The following is an 18,687-nucleotide window of genomic DNA, read 5'->3' on the forward strand; positions in this document are numbered from 1 at the left end:
GGGCACGAGAACAGACCCCGTCAGGGGAAAGCGAGCGCATCCGGGCCGAGGGGCGGCACCAGCCCCTCGGCCGCCGCACGCGTGAGCAGGCCGCGGATCGCGGCGTAGCCGTCCTCGCCGAGGTCGGCGGTGAACTCGTTGACGTACAGGCCGATGTGCTGGTCCGCCACGGCCGGGTCCATCTCCTGGGCGTGTGCCATGACGTACGGCCGGGACGCCTCGGGGTCGTCCCAGGCGGCCCGTACGGAGGCGCGGACGGCGTCGGCGAGCCGGGTCAGGGTCCGCGTGCCCAGGGAGCGCTTGGCGATGATCGCGCCGAGCGGGATCGGCAGCCCGGTGGTCCGCTCCCAGTGCTCGCCCATGTCGGCGAGCTTGTGCAGCCCGTAGTTCCGGTAGGTGAACCGGGCCTCGTGGATGACCAGCCCGGCGTCCACCTTGCCGTCCCGCACGGCCGGCATGATCTCGTGGAACGGCATGACGACGATCTCGCCGACCCCGCCCGGCAGGGTGTCCGCCGCCCACAGCCGGAACAGCAGGTACGCCGTCGACTTCTCGCTCGGCACGGCGACCGTACGCCCCGTCAGGTCGGTACCGGGCTCCCGCGTGAGCACCAGCGGCCCGCAGCCCCGGCCCAGCGCGCCGCCGCACGGCAGCAGCGCGTACGCGCCGAGGACGTACGGCAGCACGGCGTACGACACCTTCAGCACGTCGAACTCGCCGCGCTCGGCCATGCCGTTGGTGAGGTCGATGTCGGCGAAGGTCACGTCCAGCGCGGGCGCGTCCGGGACGCGGCCGTGGGCGAGGGCGTCGAAGACGAAGGTGTCGTTGGGGCAGGGGGAGTACGCGATCTGCAAGGACTCACTCGTCATGTGGGTTCCAACTCTCCAGTACGGGGGCGAGCTTCCCGAACGCCTCGGTGAGGGCGCCGAGGGCGTCGCCGATGCGCCAGGCGGCCCGGTCGCGCGGGCCGACCGGGTTGGAGACCGCGCGGATCTCCAGCACCGGCACCCCGTGCGCGGCGGCGGCCTCCGCCACCCCGAAGCCCTCCATGCCCTCGGCTAGGGCACTCGGGTGCCGGGCGCGCAGGGCGGCGGCGCGGGCGGCGGTGCCGGTGACGGTGGAGACGGTGAGGATCGTGCCGGTGCGGGCGCCGGTCGCCTCGGCGGCGGCGCGTACGACCGGCTCGGGCGGCCGGTGGGTGACGGTCCCGAAGCCCAGCTCGGTGACCGGCAGGAAGCCGTCGGCGGTCTCGGCGCCCAGGTCGGCGACGGTGATCGCGTCGGCGACGACGAGCGAGCCGACGGGTGCCCCGGGCTGGAAACCACCGCCGATCCCGGCGCAGACCACCAGGTCGTACGGGGTGCCTTCGAGGGCGGCGGCGGTCAGCGCACCGGCGGTGGAGGCGGCGGCCAGGGCGGGGCCGACCCCGGCGGCGAGCAGGTCACAGCCGGTCGCGGTACGGCACAGGAGCGCGCCGGGGAGCCGTACCTCGGTCACGGCCGGGGGAAACGCCCGTGCCACCGCGTCCCGCTCGACGGGGACCGCGGTGGCCACGAGGACGCGTACGGCAGCCGTGATCAGGCGGCCTTCTTCAGCTTGAACGACCACATGCCCTGGTTGGCCTTCTCGCCCATCCGGATGGTGACCGTGTTGGTGTCGCCCTGGGTGCCGTACTGCTGGTTGAAGAAGGCGCTGCCCGGGATGGTGCGGTAGGTCTTCTTGCTGACGTCGGTGAACTGCTGGCCGTTCACCAGGAGGACCCAGCCGGCGTCGGCGATCTTCGGGTCGACGCCGAAGCGGACCGTCTCGTCCTGGTCGACCTTGATCGACTTGGCGTTGCCGACGTTCTTCACGCACGTCGCCAGCGACTTGGCGTCCAGCGCGTTGCCGTCGTTGTAGCACATGGCCTCGGAGTTGACCGAGCTGTCGCCGACGGTGACCGTCGCGACGGGCGTCGGCTTCTCACAGGCCGAGAGCAGGAGCAGTCCGGCGGAAACGGCGCCGGCGGCGGCGACGGCGCGGCGGCGTCGCACAGCCCGGTGTACATCAGCGGCTTCGCCGCGGGGCAGCGTGGTCATGGCCGAAGGCTATCGGGCGCTCCGAGGCGTCCGCCCACGTGGGGTGCGGCGTGCCCGCTTCGTTACGCCAGCCGTGCCCCCGTGCCGGCAAACCGTGTCCGCTTCGTTATGCCGGAGCAGGTCAGGCCCGGTTGGTCCACGTGGGCCGACCGGGCCGTCGGGGTCGAGGCGGGCACGTCAGGGCTGGGGCGGGGTGGACGCGTCGGGCCGTCCGGGGCGTGAGGGTGGGCGGGGTCGGGTCGTCCGGGCGTGGGAGGTGGGCGGGTCAGGCCACCCGGGGCCCCGGGCGGCCGCCGTGGCGGGCCGAGGCGAGCAGGCCCTTGAGGGTGGCCAGCCAGCCGACCGCCACGAACACCGCGCCGATCAGCAGGCCGACGGTGCCGTTGAGCGGCAGCACGATGCCGACCGCGCCGCCGAACACCCACGCCATCTGCAGCAGCGTCTCCGAGCGGGCGAATGCCGAGGTGCGCACCAGCTCCGGCACGTCCCGCTGGATCAGCGCGTCCAGGGCCAGCTTGGCCAGCGCCTGGCCGAACCCGGCGACGGCCGCGAGACAGGCCACCAGGAACGCCCCGAAGAACACGGCGGCCACGATCGTCGTGCCCAGCACCACCGCGACGACGGTCACGATGATGATCTCCGGGGCGCGGGAGCGCAGCCAGGCCCCGACCGCCGTACCCAGCGCGTTGCCCGCACCGGCGGCGACCCCGACTATCCCGAGCGAGACCGCCGCGCTCTCGCCGGTCAGCGGGTGCTCGCGCAGCAGGAAGGCGAGGAAGAAGATCAGGAAGCCGGACAGGCAGCGCAGGGCGGCGTTGGCGCCGAGCGCGTGCGTGACGGCGGGGCCCACGGTCCGCAGCCCCGGCCGCTTCACCTGCTCCCTGCGGCGCTGCGGCCCGTGCAGATGCTGCTCGTCGGCCGCGAGCAGCGCCACGTCCTCACCCCCTGCCGAGTCCACCTTGGGCGGCAGGGAGAACGACAGGAACATTCCCGCGACGAAGATCACGAAGGCGCCGTACAGCGGCCAGGGATCGCCGAACCGGTGCAGCCCCGCCGCGACCGGCGCGGCGACACCGGTGGCCAGCAGCCCCGCCAGGGTGACCCGCGAGTTGGCCTTCACCAGCGAGAACCGGGGCGGCAGCAGCCGCGGTACGACCGCACTGCGCACCACCCCGTACGCCTTGGACGCGACCAGCACCCCCAGCGCGGCGGGATACAGCTCCAGGCTGCCGCTCGCCACGGCGCCCGAGATGACCAGCGCGAGCAGGGCGCGGGCCAGCATGGCCCCAGCCATCGCGGCGCGCCGGCCGTGCGGCAGCCGGTCGAGGAGCGGGCCGATGACCGGGGCGAGGACGGTGAAGGGCGCCATCGTGATGGCGAGGTAGAGCGCGACCCGCCCGCGGGCCTCGTCGGTCGGCACGGAGAAGAACACCGTGGAGGCGAGCGCCACGGTGATCATCACGTCACCGGCGCCGTTGACGGCGTGCAGCTCGATCAGCTTGCCGAGCCCCGACTCGCCCGCCCCGTGCGCGTGCGTGGCCTTGCGGATCCCGCGTGCGGCACCGGTGACCGGAACGTTCAGGGCACGCCCGACGGAACGGACGGCGCCACCGACCCGGCTCGCACCGCCACCCCGAACCCCACGCCTGTCCGCGGTCGCCACGTGCTTCATAGTGCCCCGAGAAGCGGGCGGATAGTGCGGTACGGCACGGAAGAGACGGGTGGCCGGGCGGGAAGGGACGGGTGGCCGGGCGGGGAGGGACGGGTGTGCGGGCGGGAAGGGACGGGTGTGCGGCCGCGAAAGAAAGCCGCGTGGCGGCGAAGAATCTCGTTCGGTGTAGCGTGCGTGTCTCAGCCATAACGCAGAATGGATGGCAGAGGTGCGCCCAGCGCGCGGATGCAGACGTCGATGCGGTCCTCCGGTCCGCTCCGTCGGCAGCCCCGCCGTCAGGCAGCCGCACTCGACGAGACGGCGTAGGAGAGAAGCGATACCTGTGAGCGCAGCGACAACGCGAAGCCGCACCCCCGACCGCCTGTGCGCCGAGGCCGTCGACCTCGCCCGCTCCGCCGCCGAGGAGGCCGCGGCCCCCGGTGTGGTCGGAGAACACGTCGGCCTCGTCTCCGAGGGCGACCGCGTTGTCACGCACTTCTTCGAGTGCAAGGAGCTGGGCTACCGCGGCTGGCGGTGGGCGGCGACCGTGGCCCGTGCCTCCCGCGCCAAGATCGTCACGCTCGACGAGGTGGTCCTCCTCCCCGGCCCCGACGCCCTGCTCGCCCCCGAGTGGGTCCCCTGGAGCGAGCGGCTGCGCCCCGGCGACCTCGGCCCCGGCGACCTGCTCCCCACCGACCAGGACGACCTGCGCCTGGAGCCCGGCTACTCCGGCGAGGAGGAGCCGCCGCCGAACTCGGTGGTCTCGCACGAGATGGCGGAGCTGGCGGAGGCGGAGGACGCCGACGTCACCCCGGGCGCCCCCGCCGTCCAGCCCACGGCGCCCTCCCGGGGCTCGATCGCCGCCGTCGCCGAGGAACTGGGCATGCGCCGCGCCCGGGTCCTGTCCCGCTACGGCCTGCACGTCGCCGCGGACCGCTGGGAGGAGTCGTACGGCCCGAAGACCGCGATGGCCCAGGCGGCCCCGGCCACCTGTATGACCTGCGGCTTCCTGACCCCCATCGGCGGCTCCCTCGGCCAGGCCTTCGGTGTCTGCGCCAACGAGTTCTCCCCGGCCGACGGCCGTGTGGTCTCCCTCTCCTACGGCTGCGGCGGCCACTCGGAGGCGGCGGTCATGCCCAAGCCCCCGCAGCCGGCCCCGCCGGTCATCGACGAGACCCGGGTGGACCCCTTCCCGCTCCGCCCCGCCCGCGACTCGGGCTCGGTCCCGGAGACCGGCGACGAGGAGACGGCGGAACTGGGCCACTCCTGAGGGTCCTGCGGCCCCGGTCCAACGGGAGCCCGCGGCAGCGAAGTTGTCCTCCGGTGTGCAACCGGGCGAGCCGGAGGCCGCTGCGGCCCCGCCGCTGACCGGATGAAACCCGCTGCTCCATCAGGGGTGCCACGCCCGTCGTGAAGCCCCGCGGGGACCCCGCTCCTTGATCATCGCCGGGTCGGCGTTCGGCCGGCCTCGAGGCGAGGAGCGGCCCGATGGCGGATCGGTGGGTTTCCGGAAGGCGGTCGAACCGGCGGCCCGGCAGGTGGGCCGCCTTCTGCGCGGGGCTCGCCCTGGCACTCGGCGTGGGACAGGGCGCGGCGGCCGCGGCGGCCGATCCCGCGCCCCCGGCACCGAAGGGCAAGATCCTCGCCCTCCCCCTGGCGGCGCTCGGCGGACTCGTGCACCCGGACGCGCCGCCGCCCGGCGCCGACGACTGGAGCTGCAGGCCCACGCGCGAGCATCCGCGCCCGGTCGTCCTGCTGCACGGGACCTGGGCGAACGCCTACGACGACTGGGGCCTGATGTCCCCCTACCTCAAGCAGCTGGGCTACTGCGTCTTCGCCGCCGAGTACGGCGGGGCGCCCGGCAACCCGGTCAAGGCCACCGCGCACGTCCCGGACTCGGCCCGGCAGATCGCGGACTACGTCGACCGCGTACTGAAGGCCACCGGCGCCCACCAGGTTGACCTCGTCGGGCACTCCCAGGGCGGCGGTCTGACGCCCCGCTGGTACCTGCGGTTCGACGGCGGCACGGACCCCGCGCACCCGGCACGGAACAAGGTGCACAGCCTCATCGGCCTGGCACCGTCCAACCACGGCACGACGGGCTCGGGCCTCGGCACGCTCACCACGAAGCTGGGCCTCGACCCGACCGTGTCCCTCCTCGCCGGACAGGCGTACGCGGACCAGCTGGTCGGCTCCGAGGTGAACACCACGCTGGACCGGGACGGCGACACCCAGCCAGGGGTCTCCTACACCGTCATCGCCACCAGACTGGACGAGGTCGTCACCCCCTACACCCACCAGTTCCTGACCGCGGGACCGGACGCGACCGTCAAGAACATCACGATCCAGGACGTCTGCCGCGAGGACGCCTCCGAACACCTCTCGATCGCGTACGACTCCAACGCCGCCCAACTCGTCCGCAACGCCCTCGACCCCACCCACGCGGACGCCGTCCGCTGCGGCATCTCCCTGCCCGCCCTCGGCGGCTGACCGGGCTGTGCCCGGGCGAGCGTAGAGCGCGCAACCGGTCGCCACGCCGGCCGAGTCAGCGATGTTCACCCTCCTGAGTGAGTTTGCGCCGCGGGAGGGCGGGGGGGGGTGCTGAGGTTCAGTCGAAGCACGGCTCCCCGGGTTCCGGTGGCAGGCGGATTTCCGCCCACACCGTCTTGCGCGGCGGCAAGCCCGGCGCGACACCCCATTTGTCGGCCAGTGCCTCGACGAGGAGCAGGCCTCGGCCGGAGTCGGCGTCGGGGGCGGAGCGTGCGGCCTCCGGAAGGCGGTCACCGCGCGTGTCCGTCACCTCGATGCGGAGGGTGTCACCGACGGCGTACAGCGTCAGCCGGAAGTCACGGCCCGAGACCCGGCCGTGGATGGCCGCGTTGGCGGCGAGTTCGGCGACGATCAACTCCGCCGGGTCCAACGGGATTCCCCAAGCCCGGAGTTGCTCCGTGGCCAGCAGGCGGGCGAGGCGGGCGCCGCGAGGTGTGGAGGACAACTGGGCGGTGAAGTTCGGGATGGGGGTGGAGATTCTCTCGTTCACGTCACTCAGAGTGGCCATGCCTGCTACCTATGAATAGTGACGAAGTGATTGCGTACGGTCACTGTCCTGGCGTTGTCCGGTGGTGTCCGGGCTGTCGAGAAGGGGGCGCGGTGAGCGAGGAAGAGGAGCCGGGGTGGGAGCTCGACCCGGACGACGAGTGGGGCGTGGCCGTCATCGCCATGGTGGGACGGCAGTTGAAGCTGAGGCGCGAGGCCGTCGGTATGCGGGCCGCCGACTTCGGCAGGGCCATGGGCTACAGCGAGGACATGGTCTACAAGCTCGAGTCGGGCAAGCGGATCCCTCGGCCTGAGTACCTCGACAAGGCGGACAAGGTGCTGAACGCGGGTGGGCTGATCGCCGCGATGAAGGAGGACGTGGAGAAGGTCCGGTATCCGAAGAAGGTTCGGGCACTGGCGGAGGTTGAGGCGAAGGCGGTGGAGATTCAGTTGTACGACCCGCTGAACATCCACGGATTGCTCCAGACGCCGGAGTACGCGCGTGCGCTTCTCGTCATGCGGCGTCCTGCACAGAGGCCGAGGTGGAGCGGTTCTTCGCCGCTCGGATGGCCCGCAAGTCGGTCTTTGAACGGGACCCGGCGCCCGAAGTCGGCTTCGTTCTGGAGGAGTGGACGCTACGGCGCCCGCTGGGAGGGCGGGCGCTGCTTCACCCTCAGCTCGAACACCTGCTGGACGTGGCGCAGTTGCGCAATGTGGAGCTTCAGGTGATGCCCATGGAGCGCGAAGAGCACGCGGGACTGGCCGGTGGGATCGAGGTGCTGAAGTTCGCCGACGGAACGGCGGTGGGGCGTTCGCCCGCAGTGGCCAACGGACGTGCGGTCGAAGAGCCGAAACACCTCCGTATCCTTGAGCTGCGCTATGGCATCATCCGGGCTCAGGCGCTTACTCCACGCGAGTCGGCATCCTTCATCAAGCAACTGCTGGGGGCAACGTGATCCGCTGGTTCAAGAGCAGCTACAGCAGCAGCAGCGAAGGCGACTCCTGCGTCGAAGTGGCCCTGGACTGGAACATGACCCCCACCGCCATCCACATCCGCGACTCCAAGCAGACCGACGGCCCCCAGCTCGCCGTCGCCCCCGCCACCTGGACGGAGTTCGTGACCTACGCCGCCCGACGCTGAACGGGCGCTGCGGCTCACGCGGCGGACGGGCGGTACCTTCGTCCCGACGCCGACGAGGAGTGTGAACGTGAGCAGCAAGTACGTGCGGCCGGCGGCCGAGGGTGCCGATCCCTTCGGGACGGCCCGGCTGCGCCGTGGTGTCCTCGATGCCTGGGCCACCAGCCCCGCCCGGTTCCGGGAGGACGCCAACGCCGAGGAGGACCTGGTCCTCGGCGGCTACCGGGACCGGCTCGTGGTGGAGCTGGCCCAGAACGCCGCCGACGCCGCCGCGCGGGCCAAGGCCCCCGGCCGGCTGCGGCTCACCCTCCACGGCGGGGTCCTCGTCGCCGCCAACACCGGCGCCCCGCTGGACGCGGCCGGAGTCGAGTCGCTGTCCACGCTGCGCGCCTCCGCCAAGCGGGACGCCGAGACCACCCAGGGGGCCGTCGGACGGTTCGGGGTCGGGTTCGCCGCCGTCCTCGCGGTGACCGACGAACCCGCGATCGTGGGCCGGCACGGTGGCGTGCGGTGGTCGCTCGGTGAGGCGCGGGAGCTGGCCGGGGAGATCGCCCGGCACAGCCCGGGCCTCGGGGACGAGGTCCGGCGCCGGGACGGGCACGTGCCGCTGCTCCGGCTGCCCTTCGCCGCCGAGGGCACCGCCCCGGAGCCGTACGACACCGCCGTCATCCTGCCCCTCAGGGACGCGGCCGCCGCCGATCTCGCCGAGCGGCTGCTGAACGCGGTCGACGACGCGCTGCTCCTCGCCCTGCCGGGTCTGGCGGAGGTGGTGATCGAGGTCAACGGCGAACAACCGCGCACGCTGCGCCGTCGTACCGAGGGCGCCGCCGTCGTCGTGGAGGACTCGCGGGAGGGGACCACGCGGTGGCGTACCGCCTCCGCGCACGGGCCGCTCACCCCCGACCTGCTGGCCGACCGGCCGGTGGAGGAGCGGCTGCGGCCGCACTGGTCGGTGACCTGGGCCGTACCCGAGGACGACCAGGGGCGGCCCGTCCGGCCCCGGACCACGCCCGTCGTGCACGCCCCCACCCCGAGCGACGAACCCCTCGGCGTCCCGGCCCTGCTCATCGCCTCCTTCCCGCTCGACACCACCCGCCGGCACACGGCCCCCGGCCCGCTCACCGACTTCCTGGTGCAGCGCGCCGCCGACCTCTACGCCGAACTGCTCGCCGACTGGCGGCCGGTCACGGACGGCGTCATCGACCTCGTCCCGGGACCGCTCGGCAAGGGCGAGCTGGACGGCGCGCTGCGGCAGGCCGTGCTGGACCGGCTGCCGCGCACCGCCTTCCTGCCGCCCGCCGTGCAGCCCGTGGACCACGACACCGACCTCCCCGAGGCCCTGCGGCCCCGGGACGCCGAGGTCGTGGAGGGCGCCGGGGCGGACACCGTGCGGGTGCTGGCCGAGGTGCTGCCGACGCTGCTGCCCGCCGGTCTGGAGCGGCGCGTCGAGCTGCGCACCCTCGGCGTCGCCCGGCTGCGGCTCGCCGACGCCGTCGACCGGCTCGCCGGTCTGGAGAAGGACCCCGACTGGTGGTGGCGGCTCTACGACAGCCTCGCCGGGGTCGACCCGGACCGGCTGTCCGGGCTTCCGGTGCCACTCGCCGACGGGCGCACCACCATCGGCCCCCGGCAGGTCCTCCTGCCCACCCCGGACGCGGCCCGGATCGACGCGGACGTGCTCGGCCGGCTCGGGCTGAAGGTGGCCCACGAGGACGCCGCGCACCCGCTGCTGGAGAAGCTGGGCGCGCTGCCCGCCACCCCGCGCGCGGTGCTCACCACCCCGCAGGTGCGGGCCGCCGTCGCCGCCTCGCTGGAGGACGAGGGGATCGGCTGGGAGGAGGACGCGCCGGACGCCGAGGAACTGGCCGACACCGTCCTCGCCCTGGTCCGGGACGCGGGCCTGGAGCCCGGTGACGAGCCCTGGCTGGGCGCCCTCGCCCTGCCCGACGAGGACGGGGAGCCGGCCCCCGCCGGCGAACTCGTCCTGCCCGGCAGCCCGTTCGCGCGCGTGATCCGCGAGGGCGAACTGGCCGCCGTGGACCACGACCTGGCCGAGAAGTGGGGCGAGCAGCCGCTGACCGCCTGTGGGGTGCTCGCGAACTTCGCGCTGGTCCGCGCCACTGACGTGGTCCTCGACCCGGACGAACTGGACCCCCGGGAGAGCGACTTCGCCGAGCCTGATGACGCCGGGCTGCTCGACGCGGTCGACGTGTGGTGCGAGGACATCCTCGACCGCTTCCCGGACAGCCCGGTGCCCCCGGTCGCCACCGAGCTGGTCGCCGTGCGCGACCTGGACCTGGTGGACGACGACCACTGGCCCCAGGCGCTCGCGCTGCTCGCGCAGCCCCCGCTGCGGGACGCCCTCACCCAGCCCGTCCGCATCCTGCTGCCCGACGGCACGCACGAGGTCGTACGGCCGTACACCGCGTGGTGGCTGCGCGGGCACCCCGTGCTCGACGGGCGCCGGCCCGCCGGACTCCTCGCCGCCGGCGGGGACCCGCTGCTGCGCGGCCTGTACGACGAGGCCGACGCGACCGGGTTCGAGGACGAGCAGGTGCTGCGGGCCCTGGGCGTACGGACCTCCGTCGCGGCCCTGCTGGACGAGCCGGGCGGCGCCGCCGAGCTGCTGGACCGGCTCGCCGACCCGGAGCGTCCGGTCACCTCGGCCCAACTGCACGGGCTGTACGGGGCGTTGGCGGAGCTGGACCCGGAGCAGGTGACCCTGCCGGACGAGCTGCGGGCCGTGGTCGACGGCCGGGTGGAGGTGGTGGACGCGGCCGAGGCGGTCGTGGTCGACTCGCCCGACCTGCTCCCGTTCACCTCCGGGGTGCCGCTGCTGCCCGTCCGGCCCGCCCGGGCCGCCGAGCTGGCGGAGCTGTTCCAGGTGCGGCGGCTGAGCGAGTCCGTCACCGGCGAGGTGCACTCCGAGGGCACCGAGCACGAGGTGCCGGACCCGGTGCGGGTGCTGCTCGGACCGCGGACGCCCGAGACCTATGTCGAGCACGAGGAACTGGTCGTGGACGGCGTGGAGATCGACTGGCGGCTCACCGACGACGGGGTGCTGCACGCGGCCACGCTGGAGGGCGTCGCGGCGGGGCTGGCCTGGGCGGCCGGTCAGTGGCCGCGGCGCTTCGAGGTGGCGGCCCTGCTGGAGGACCCCTCGCGGACGGAGGAGCTGGCCAGGGACCGCTGGTTCGACTGACCCCGCGATCCCCTCGGCCGGGCGGTTCCCGGACCTCCGCAACCCTTTCGCCAAAGATTCAACTTCCGTACAACCGTTCCCCTGTGTGCCAGGTCTGACCAGCGAGTCACCAGACTCACCGATCACTCTGCACGCAGGGGAACACATGCGTATTCGTGCCACTGTGGCCGCCGTCTCCGGCGCCCTGGCCCTCTCCGCCTTCGTCGTGCCGGCCGCCCAGGCCGCCGGCTCGGCCCCGTCGTACCCGACGGAGGCCGCGAAGGCGCTCCACGCCTCCGGCAAGTCCGCGTTCAGCACGGCCGAGGGCGCGGACCTCGGTGTGACCTTCTCGAACCTCAAGATCGGCTCGGCGATCAAGGTCGGTACGACCAACCACGTCTCCGCCGCGGTCTCCTACAAGCTGACCCACGGCGCGAACTACGACGTCTCGTCGGACGACTTCGCCACCGGCCCCTTCCTCTACAAGGGTTCCTCGCCCGACACCGCGAGCAACGTCCTGTTCGGCGACGCCCCGGCCAAGTGCACCCCCACCTCGTCGACGACCGCCAACTGCACGGGCCTGATCGACATCTACCCCGCCGACGACGAGCTGCTCAACTCCGACGCGGGCACCTGGAACGCCGGCGCGCTGGCGCTGCAGTACAGCACGAAGGACAGCTCCGTGCAGGGCGGCCTGGGCACCACCAAGGTCCAGCGCTACTCCAGGCTGACGGTCAACGCGGGCCCCGAGCCGGTCGCCAAGGGCAAGACCCTCACGGTCACCGGCAAGCTCTCCCGGGCCAACTGGGAGGACCACCAGTACCACGGCTACACCAAGCAGCCGGTCAAGCTGCAGTTCCGCAAGTACGGCACCAGCACGTACAGCACCGTCAAGACGGTGTACACGGACTCGTACGGCAACCTGAAGACCACCGCCACCGCCGGCTACGACGGCTACTGGCGCTTCTCCTTCGCGGGCACCACGACCACCCCGGCGGTCAGCGCCACGGGTGACTTCGTCGACGTGAAGTAGGCCCCGCCTAGTCGGGGAAGCGGCGGTCGACCCACTTCCAGATCCATTCCAGGGCGGCCGCCGCCACCACCGCGATGCCGACGGCGGTCCACGGCATCGTGACCCCCACCAGCTTCAACGCGAAGAACGCCTGCAGCGCCGGGACGGCCAGGACCAGCAGGAACGCCACGCCCATCGCGGCCACCAGGGTCAGGCGCCACCAGGTGTAGGGGCGGGCGATGATCGCCAGGATCCACATGGAGACCAGGAACAGGGTCAGGGTGGCCGCGCTGGTCTCCGCGTCCAGCTCGCCGGGCCCGGTGTAGTGGCCGCGGGCGATCAGGTACGTCACGAAGGTCGCCACCCCCGCCACCACGCCGCCCGGGACCGCGTACCGCATGACCCTGCGCACGAAGTGCGGCTTCGCCCGTTCCTTGTTGGGCGCCAGGGCCAGGAAGAACGCCGGGACGCCGATGGTCAGGGTGGACAGCAGGGTCAGATGCCGGGGCAGGAACGGATACTCCACCTGCCCGCACACCACCAGGACGGCCAGCAGCACCGAGTAGACGGTCTTCACCAGGAACAGCGTCGCGACCCGCGTGATGTTGCCGATCACCCGGCGGCCCTCGCCGACCACCGACGGCAGGCCGGCGAAGCTGTTGTCCAGCAGCACGATCTGCGCCACCGCCCGCGTCGCCTCCGAGCCGGAGCCCATGGCGACCCCGATGTCGGCGTCCTTCAGCGCGAGCACGTCGTTCACGCCGTCGCCGGTCATCGCGACCGTGTGACCGTGCGACTGCAGCGCCCCGACCATGTCCCGCTTCTGCCGCGGGGTGACCCGCCCGAAGACCGTCCCCCCGTCCAGCGCCTTCGCCATCCCCGCCCGGTCGCCGGGCAGGTGCCGCGCGTCCAGCGTCCGCCCCTCCAGGCCCAGCTTGGCGGCGACCGCGCCGACCGACACCGCGTTGTCGCCGGAGATGACCTTGGCGCGCACGTTCTGGTCCGCGAAGTAGCGCAGGGTGTCGGCGGCGTCCGGGCGCAGCCGCTGTTCCAGGACGACGAGGGCGGTCGGGCGGGCCCCGTGGGCCGGTTCGGCGTCGTCCAGATCGCGGCTCGCCCGGGTCAGCAGCAGCACCCGCAGACCCTGCTCGTTGAGGCGCTCGGTTTCGGCCAGGGCCGGGTCGCCGTCGGAGAGGAGGACATCGGGAGCGCCCAGCAGCCACGTGCTGATCTCGCCGTCCGCCTCGCTGAACGCGGCCCCGCTGTACTTGCGGGCCGAGGAGAAGGGCAGCGACTCCACGCAGCGCCAGTCCTCGCTGTCCGGGTAGGCGTCGATGATCGCCTTCAGGGAGGCGTTGGGGCGCGGGTCGGACTCGCCGAGGGCGCCGAGCACCTTGCGCACGTGATCCTCGTCGGCCCCGCCGAGCGGCCGCAGCTCGGTGACGTCCATGCCGCCCTTGGTGAGCGTGCCGGTCTTGTCCAGGCAGACGGTGTCGACGCGGGCCAGCCCCTCGATCGCCGGCAGCTCCTGCACCAGGCACTGCTGCCGGCCGAGCCGGATGACCCCGATGGCGAACGCGACCGAGGTGAGCAGGACCAGCCCCTCGGGGACCATCGGGACGATGCCGCCGACCGTGCGGGCGATGGAGTCCTTGACGTCGTTGCTCTTGACGACGAGCTGGGTGACGACGAGTCCGACGGCCGCCGGGACCATCATCCAGGTGACGTACTTCAGGATCGTGGAGATGCCGGTGCGCAGCTCGGAGTGGACCAGGGTGAAGCGGGAGGCCTCCTCGGCGAGCTGGGCGGCGTAGGCCTGGCGGCCGACCTTGGTCGCCTGGAAGGCGCCGCCGCCCGCGACGACGAAGCTGCCGGACATGACGGCGTCGCCGGGGCGTTTGACGACGGGGTCGGCCTCGCCGGTGAGCAGCGACTCGTCGATCTCCAGCCCGTCGGCCTCGACGCAGACCCCGTCGACCACGACCTTGTCCCCGGGCCCGATCTCCAGCAGGTCGTCGAGGACGATCTCATGGGTGGCGACCTCGACGGCCGTCCCGTCCCTGCGTACGGTCGGCCGGGCCTCTCCGATGACCGCGAGCGAGTCGAGGGTCTGCTTGGCCCGCCACTCCTGGACGATGCCGATGCCGGTGTTGGCGAGGATCACGAAGCCGAACAGGCTGTCCTGGATCGGCGCCACGAACAGCATGATCAGCCAGAGCACGCCGATGATCGCGTTGAACCGGGTGAAGACGTTCGCCCGGACGATCTCGCCCAGCGAGCGGCTGCTGCGCACCGGTACGTCGTTGACCTGGCCGCGGGTGACGCGTTCCGCGACCTCGGCACCGGTCAGCCCTGCCGACCCGGTCATCGGTAGGGCGACGGGATGCACGGGGTCGAGCTCCGCGCCCGCGTCCATGTGGGTCATGTCATCGACGGTACGTGCGGATGCGCCCGCCCGCTTTCCGGCGGTGGGCGGCGGTGGCCGGCGGGCCGACGCCGTCTCCGGCCGGGCCGCTGCTAACGGGCCGGCGTCGCCTCCACCTCGGCCGCCCGCTTGATCGCCGCGTCCCGCCTGCGGACGTACCAGATGCCGATCAGGCCCAGACCGCCTCCGGCCAGGCAGGTCCACAGCCACCACAGATGCCCGTGGTCCGCGAACCAGCCGTAGAAGGGCAGCTGGACGAGGAAGAGGACGAACCAGACGATCGTGCCGCCGGTGATGGTGGCGACCACGGGGCCCTCCAGGGGCTCGGGCGCCTCGTGCTTGGGGGTCCACTTGGCCATGGGCACAGCTTACGAGGCGACCGATTGCCTGCCGCTTTCCGATCGTTCTACGCGCGGAGATAGCGATCTCGGACTCATACGTTCATACTGAAACCGTTTGTCTGTGTCCACTTCTGCTCGTATGAAACTCCAACGGGGCTCGGGGGAACCCCGTCGGTGATGAGGTCCAGCATGTCCACCTCGGCACCCGCCAAGGTCCCCACCCCCGAAATTCCGGGCGGAGCGCCCGCTCGGGGCGCCTTCGACCGCTACTTCAGGATCTCGGAGCGCGGCAGCTCCGTCGCCCGGGAGATCCGCGGCGGTTTCGCCACCTTCTTCGCGATGGCGTACATCATCGTGCTGAACCCGATCATCCTCGGTAGCGCGAAGGACAGGTACGGGCACCACCTGGACAACGGCCAGCTGGTGACGGCGACCGCGCTGACCGCCGCGTTCACCACGCTGCTGATGGGCGTCATCGGCAACGTCCCGATCGCGCTCGCCGCCGGCCTCGGCGTGAACTCGGTCGTCGCCCTCCAGCTGGCGCCCCGGATGTCCTGGCCGGACGCGATGGGCATGGTCGTCCTGGCCGGGTTCGTGGTCATGCTGCTGGTCGCCACGGGGCTGCGCGAGCGCGTGATGAACGCCGTGCCGTTCGGGCTGCGCAAGGCGATCTCGATCGGCATCGGCCTGTTCATCATGCTGATCGGCCTGGTCGACTCCGGTTTCATCACGCGGATGCCGGACGCCGCCCAGACCACCGTGCCGGTCCAGCTCGGCGTCGGCGGCCACCTGCACGGCTGGCCGGTGCTGGTCTTCATCCTCGGCGTGCTGCTCACCTTCGTGCTGATCGTCCGCAAGACGCCGGGCGCGATCCTGATCTCGATCGTCGGCATGACCGTCCTCGCGGTGATCCTCAACGCGGTCACCACGATCCCGTCCTGGGGCCTGACCGTCCCGAAGTGGCCCGGCAACCCGGTCGCCACCCCCGACTTCGGCCTGGTCGGCCACGTCAGCCTGTTCGGCGGTTTCTCCAAGGTCGGCGTGCTGACCGGCGTCCTGTTCGTCTTCACGGTCCTGCTGTCGTGCTTCTTCGACGCGATGGGCACGATCATGGGCGTCAGCGACGAGGCCAAGCTGACCGACGCCGAGGGCTACATGCCGGGCATCAACAAGGTCCTGTTCATCGACGGCCTCGCGGTCGCGGCGGGCGGCGCCAGCTCCTCCTCGGCCACCACCGCGTTCGTGGAGTCCACGGCCGGTGTCGGCGAGGGCGCCCGCACGGGCCTCGCGAACGTCGTCACGGGCGGCCTCTTCGCCGTGGCGCTGTTCCTCACCCCGGTCGCCACGATGGTCCCGTCCCAGGCGGCGACCCCGGCGCTGATCGCGGTCGGCTTCCTGATCCTGTCGAACTCGATCAAGGAGATCGACTGGGCGGACTACACCATCGCGATCCCGGCGTTCGTGACGATGCTGATGATGCCGTTCACCTACTCGATCACCAACGGCATCGGCATGGGCTTCATCACCTTCACGGTGCTGCGCCTGGCCGCCGGACGGGGCCGCGAGATCCCGGTTCCCATGTACGTCGTCTCGGCGGTCTTCGCCTTCTACTACCTGATGCCGGCCCTGGGCCTGACCTGATCGGGTGCTCCCCACGGCGTCAGGTGACGCCGTAGAACCTCTCCGTTTCCTCGACGGCGGCCTGGAACCGCTCGTCGAAGTCGTCCCGGATGAGCGTGCGGACCACGTAGTCCTGCACGCTCATTCCTCTTTTCGCCGCATGGTGCCGGAGTCTTTCGAGCAGCTCTCCGTCTATCCGCAGGCTGAGCACGGTGGTCCCCATGCCTACGAGGGTCGCCACATCCGGCCACCCCGTGCGTCACTTTCCGGCGCGGACTCACTCATATGAGTGATCGAAGCCTCAGTGGCGGGTATCACGGGCATCCCCGCGTGTCGGCGGTGGTCCTTAGCGAGAGTAATGAGTTACTCTAAAGAACATGCCGGACCTCACCCATGGCGACGACGCTGCCGCCGTGAACGCCCTCCGCTCCGCCGTGATGCGGTTGTCCCGTCGGCTCAAGCACCAGCGGGTCGACGAGTCGCTGAGCCCCACCGAGATGTCGGTGCTGGGCACCCTCTCCCGCTGCGGCTCGGCCACCCCGGGCGAGCTCGCCCGCAAGGAGCACGTCCAGCCGCCGTCGATGACCCGCATCGTCGCGCTGCTCGAGGCCAAGGGGCTGGTCCGGCTGGAGCCGCACCCCGAGGACCGGCGCCAGAAGGTCGTCACCCAGACCGAGCAGGCCGAGGCGATGCTCGAGCAGAGCCGCCGCAAGCGCAACGCGTTCCTGGCCGGCCTGGTCGAGGGCCTCGACGAGGACGAGTGGGCCAAGCTGCGCGCCGCCGCCCCCGTGCTGGAGAAGCTCGCACACCTGTAAGCCGTTTCACAGAGGAGGCGAACCCTTTTGAGTACGGGACCCGGAAAAGATTCCGCCCCCGCACCGACCACCCCCACTACCCCCACCGCCCGCAAGGGCTCGATGTTCAGCTCGCTGAAGATCCGGAACTACCGCCTCTTCTTCGTCGGCCAGGTCGTCTCCAACACCGGCACCTGGATGCAGCGCATCGCCCAGGACTGGCTCGTCCTCAGCCTCACCGGCTCCTCCGCGGCCGTCGGCATCACGACCGCCCTGCAGTTCCTGCCGATGCTCCTCTTCGGCCTCTACGGCGGAGTCCTGGTCGACCGCCTGCCCAAGCGCCCGACGCTGCTGGCCACCCAGACCGCCATGGCCGTGACGGGCCTGGCGCTCGCCTTCCTCACGCTCACCGGCCACGTCCAGGTCTGGCACGTCTACGTCGCCGCCTTCGCCGTCGGCCTCGCCACGGTGCTCGACAACCCGGCCCGCCAGTCCTTCGTCTCCGAAATGGTCGGCCCCGAGCAGCTGCAGAACGCGGTCAGCCTGAACTCGGCGAACTTCCAGTCCGCCCGCCTGGTCGGCCCCGCCGTCGCCGGTCTGATGATCACCGGCGTGGGCACCGGCTGGGCGTTCCTCGCCAACGGCCTGTCCTTCGTCGCGCCCATCACCGGCCTGCTGCTGATGCGCGCCCGCGAACTGCACGTGGTCCGGCGTGCGCCGCGCGGGAAGGGCCAGCTGCGCGAAGGCCTGCGGTATGTGGCCGGCCGCCCGGAGCTGATCTGGCCGATCGTCCTCGTCGGCTTCATCGGCACCTTCGGCTTCAACTTCCCGGTGTGGCTGTCGGCCTACGCGAACGGCGTCTTCCACTCCGGCGCCGGGTCCTACAGCCTCTTCAACACCCTGATGGCCGTCGGCTCCCTGTGCGGTGCCCTGCTCGCCGCCCGGCGCGGCACGGCCCGGCTGCGCGTCCTGATCGCCGCCGCGCTGGCCTTCGGCACGCTGGAGGTGGTGGCCGCGCTGGCCCCGTCGTACGGGCTGTTCGCGCTGCTCATGGTCCCGATAGGGGTCTGCGGCCTGACGGTCAACGTCACCGCGAACACCGCCGTGCAGATGGCGACCGACCCGGCCATGCGCGGCCGGGTGATGTCCCTGTTCATGATGGTGTTCATGGGCGGCACCCCGCTCGGCGCGCCGGTCGTCGGCTGGATCACCGACACGTACGGCGCCCGGGTCGGCTTCGCCCTCGGCGGTGTCATCTCGGCCGCGGCCGCCGCGGGCATCGGCATGGTCCTGGCCCGCATCGGGGGCCTGCGGCTGGCGGTGGGCTGGCACCACGGGCATCCGCGGGTGCGCTTCGTCGCGCGGGAGCGGGAGGAACTGGCGACAGCGGCGTAGGCCTCCGGCGGGGGGC

At 72.1% G+C, this 18,687-nt stretch carries 16 protein-coding genes and 1 pseudogene; 9 read left to right on the forward strand and 8 right to left on the reverse strand.

Translation table 11 applies throughout. From position 1 onward, the window contains the following. Positions 1-20 precede the first annotated feature (20 nt). The 4 genes from ABB07_RS21360 to ABB07_RS21375 all read right to left on the reverse strand — a co-directional run bounded on the left by ABB07_RS21360 (position 21) and on the right by ABB07_RS21375 (position 3,750). Positions 21-869, reverse strand: coding sequence for a 1,4-dihydroxy-6-naphtoate synthase (locus tag ABB07_RS21360; protein WP_208900202.1), 849 nt, complete (start codon positions 867-869; stop codon positions 21-23). Then, positions 859-1,608 (reverse strand): futalosine hydrolase, encoded by a 750-nt coding sequence (locus ABB07_RS21365; RefSeq protein ID WP_425264746.1) that lies wholly within the window; start codon positions 1,606-1,608, stop codon positions 859-861. The genes ABB07_RS21360 and ABB07_RS21365 overlap by 11 nt, the downstream gene beginning before the upstream one ends. Further along, entirely contained in the window at positions 1,578-2,078 is a 501-nt protein-coding gene (locus ABB07_RS21370) for a DUF2771 domain-containing protein (RefSeq protein ID WP_208900203.1), read from the reverse strand. Before ABB07_RS21370 ends, ABB07_RS21365 begins: the two co-directional genes overlap by 31 nt. Positions 2,079-2,343: 265 nt before the next feature. After that, the gene (locus ABB07_RS21375; RefSeq protein WP_208900204.1) at positions 2,344-3,750 is read right to left on the reverse strand and encodes an MFS transporter; all 1,407 of its coding nucleotides are present in this window, start codon (positions 3,748-3,750) and stop codon (positions 2,344-2,346) included. Between the two features lie 322 nt (positions 3,751-4,072). Between ABB07_RS21375 and ABB07_RS21380 the strand changes: the two genes are divergently transcribed. Then, positions 4,073-4,999, forward strand: coding sequence for a DUF3027 domain-containing protein (locus tag ABB07_RS21380; protein ID WP_208900205.1), 927 nt, complete (start codon positions 4,073-4,075; stop codon positions 4,997-4,999). Between the two features lie 218 nt (positions 5,000-5,217). Beyond that, positions 5,218-6,219 (forward strand): esterase/lipase family protein, encoded by a 1,002-nt coding sequence (locus ABB07_RS21385; RefSeq protein ID WP_208900206.1) that lies wholly within the window; start codon positions 5,218-5,220, stop codon positions 6,217-6,219. Between the two features lie 118 nt (positions 6,220-6,337). On the opposite strand, the gene ABB07_RS21390 is transcribed toward ABB07_RS21385, so the two are convergent. Then, entirely contained in the window at positions 6,338-6,787 is a 450-nt protein-coding gene (locus ABB07_RS21390) for an ATP-binding protein (RefSeq protein WP_208900207.1), read from the reverse strand. A 203-nt stretch (positions 6,788-6,990) separates the two neighbouring features. On the opposite strand from ABB07_RS21390, the pseudogene ABB07_RS21395 reads away from it, so the two are divergent. From ABB07_RS21395 to ABB07_RS21410, 4 genes and pseudogenes are all read left to right on the forward strand, one after another. Next, positions 6,991-7,721, forward strand: a pseudogene (locus tag ABB07_RS21395) (helix-turn-helix domain-containing protein). Then, positions 7,718-7,906 carry a DUF397 domain-containing protein gene (locus ABB07_RS21400; protein ID WP_244189457.1) on the forward strand — a complete coding sequence of 63 codons (189 nt, stop codon included), beginning with the start codon at positions 7,718-7,720 and terminating at the stop codon, positions 7,904-7,906. The pseudogene ABB07_RS21395 and the gene ABB07_RS21400 overlap by 4 nt, the downstream one beginning before the upstream one ends. A gap of 67 nt (positions 7,907-7,973) precedes the next feature. Next, positions 7,974-11,105: a sacsin N-terminal ATP-binding-like domain-containing protein gene (locus ABB07_RS21405; RefSeq protein ID WP_208900208.1), complete on the forward strand. Its 3,132-nt coding sequence runs from the start codon at positions 7,974-7,976 to the stop codon at positions 11,103-11,105. A 145-nt stretch (positions 11,106-11,250) separates the two neighbouring features. Next, positions 11,251-12,117: a hypothetical protein gene (locus ABB07_RS21410; protein ID WP_208900209.1), complete on the forward strand. Its 867-nt coding sequence runs from the start codon at positions 11,251-11,253 to the stop codon at positions 12,115-12,117. Between the two features lie 7 nt (positions 12,118-12,124). Here the strand turns inward: ABB07_RS21410 and ABB07_RS21415 are convergent, their stop codons facing one another. Together ABB07_RS21415 and ABB07_RS21420 are read right to left on the reverse strand one after the other, a co-directional pair. After that, positions 12,125-14,521 (reverse strand): HAD-IC family P-type ATPase, encoded by a 2,397-nt coding sequence (locus tag ABB07_RS21415; protein WP_208900210.1) that lies wholly within the window; start codon positions 14,519-14,521, stop codon positions 12,125-12,127. A 92-nt stretch (positions 14,522-14,613) separates the two neighbouring features. Further along, positions 14,614-14,880, reverse strand: a complete 267-nt coding sequence (locus ABB07_RS21420) for a DUF2530 domain-containing protein (protein WP_208900211.1) — start codon at positions 14,878-14,880, stop codon at positions 14,614-14,616. Positions 14,881-15,051: 171 nt separating this feature from the next. On the opposite strand from ABB07_RS21420, the gene ABB07_RS21425 reads away from it, so the two are divergent. Next, positions 15,052-16,503 carry an NCS2 family permease gene (locus ABB07_RS21425; RefSeq protein ID WP_208900212.1) on the forward strand — a complete coding sequence of 484 codons (1,452 nt, stop codon included), beginning with the start codon at positions 15,052-15,054 and terminating at the stop codon, positions 16,501-16,503. 19 nt (positions 16,504-16,522) lie between these two features. On the opposite strand, the gene ABB07_RS21430 is transcribed toward ABB07_RS21425, so the two are convergent. After that, positions 16,523-16,705 carry a ribbon-helix-helix protein, CopG family gene (locus ABB07_RS21430; protein WP_153543330.1) on the reverse strand — a complete coding sequence of 61 codons (183 nt, stop codon included), beginning with the start codon at positions 16,703-16,705 and terminating at the stop codon, positions 16,523-16,525. Between the two features lie 154 nt (positions 16,706-16,859). Here ABB07_RS21430 and ABB07_RS21435 point away from each other — a divergent pair, with 154 nt between their 5' ends. Together ABB07_RS21435 and ABB07_RS21440 are read left to right on the forward strand one after the other, a co-directional pair. Next, the gene (locus tag ABB07_RS21435; RefSeq protein WP_208900213.1) at positions 16,860-17,297 is read left to right on the forward strand and encodes a MarR family winged helix-turn-helix transcriptional regulator; all 438 of its coding nucleotides are present in this window, start codon (positions 16,860-16,862) and stop codon (positions 17,295-17,297) included. A 27-nt stretch (positions 17,298-17,324) separates the two neighbouring features. Then, complete coding sequence (locus ABB07_RS21440; protein WP_425264747.1) at positions 17,325-18,671, forward strand: MFS transporter; 1,347 nt, start codon at positions 17,325-17,327, stop codon at positions 18,669-18,671. Positions 18,672-18,687: the final 16 nt, after the last annotated feature.

This window comes from Streptomyces incarnatus, assembly GCF_001027185.1.
Taxonomy (GTDB): domain Bacteria; phylum Actinomycetota; class Actinomycetes; order Streptomycetales; family Streptomycetaceae; genus Streptomyces; species Streptomyces puniciscabiei.

Excerpts from the sequence above, each read along its gene's own strand:
- ABB07_RS21430 (WP_153543330.1), bottom strand. The coding sequence starts at position 16,705 with ATGGGGACCACCGTGCTCAGCCTGCGGATAGACGGAGAGCTGCTCGAA.
- ABB07_RS21410 (WP_208900209.1), top strand. The coding sequence starts at position 11,251 with ATGCGTATTCGTGCCACTGTGGCCGCCGTCTCCGGCGCCCTGGCCCTC.
- ABB07_RS21370 (WP_208900203.1), bottom strand. The coding sequence starts at position 2,078 with ATGACCACGCTGCCCCGCGGCGAAGCCGCTGATGTACACCGGGCTGTG.
- ABB07_RS21435 (WP_208900213.1), top strand. The coding sequence starts at position 16,860 with ATGCCGGACCTCACCCATGGCGACGACGCTGCCGCCGTGAACGCCCTC.
- ABB07_RS21360 (WP_208900202.1), bottom strand. The coding sequence starts at position 869 with ATGACGAGTGAGTCCTTGCAGATCGCGTACTCCCCCTGCCCCAACGAC.
- ABB07_RS21415 (WP_208900210.1), bottom strand. The coding sequence starts at position 14,521 with ATGACCCACATGGACGCGGGCGCGGAGCTCGACCCCGTGCATCCCGTC.
- ABB07_RS21425 (WP_208900212.1), top strand. The coding sequence starts at position 15,052 with ATGTCCACCTCGGCACCCGCCAAGGTCCCCACCCCCGAAATTCCGGGC.
- ABB07_RS21390 (WP_208900207.1), bottom strand. The coding sequence starts at position 6,787 with ATGGCCACTCTGAGTGACGTGAACGAGAGAATCTCCACCCCCATCCCG.
- ABB07_RS21375 (WP_208900204.1), bottom strand. The coding sequence starts at position 3,750 with ATGAAGCACGTGGCGACCGCGGACAGGCGTGGGGTTCGGGGTGGCGGT.
- ABB07_RS21385 (WP_208900206.1), top strand. The coding sequence starts at position 5,218 with ATGGCGGATCGGTGGGTTTCCGGAAGGCGGTCGAACCGGCGGCCCGGC.
- ABB07_RS21420 (WP_208900211.1), bottom strand. The coding sequence starts at position 14,880 with ATGGCCAAGTGGACCCCCAAGCACGAGGCGCCCGAGCCCCTGGAGGGC.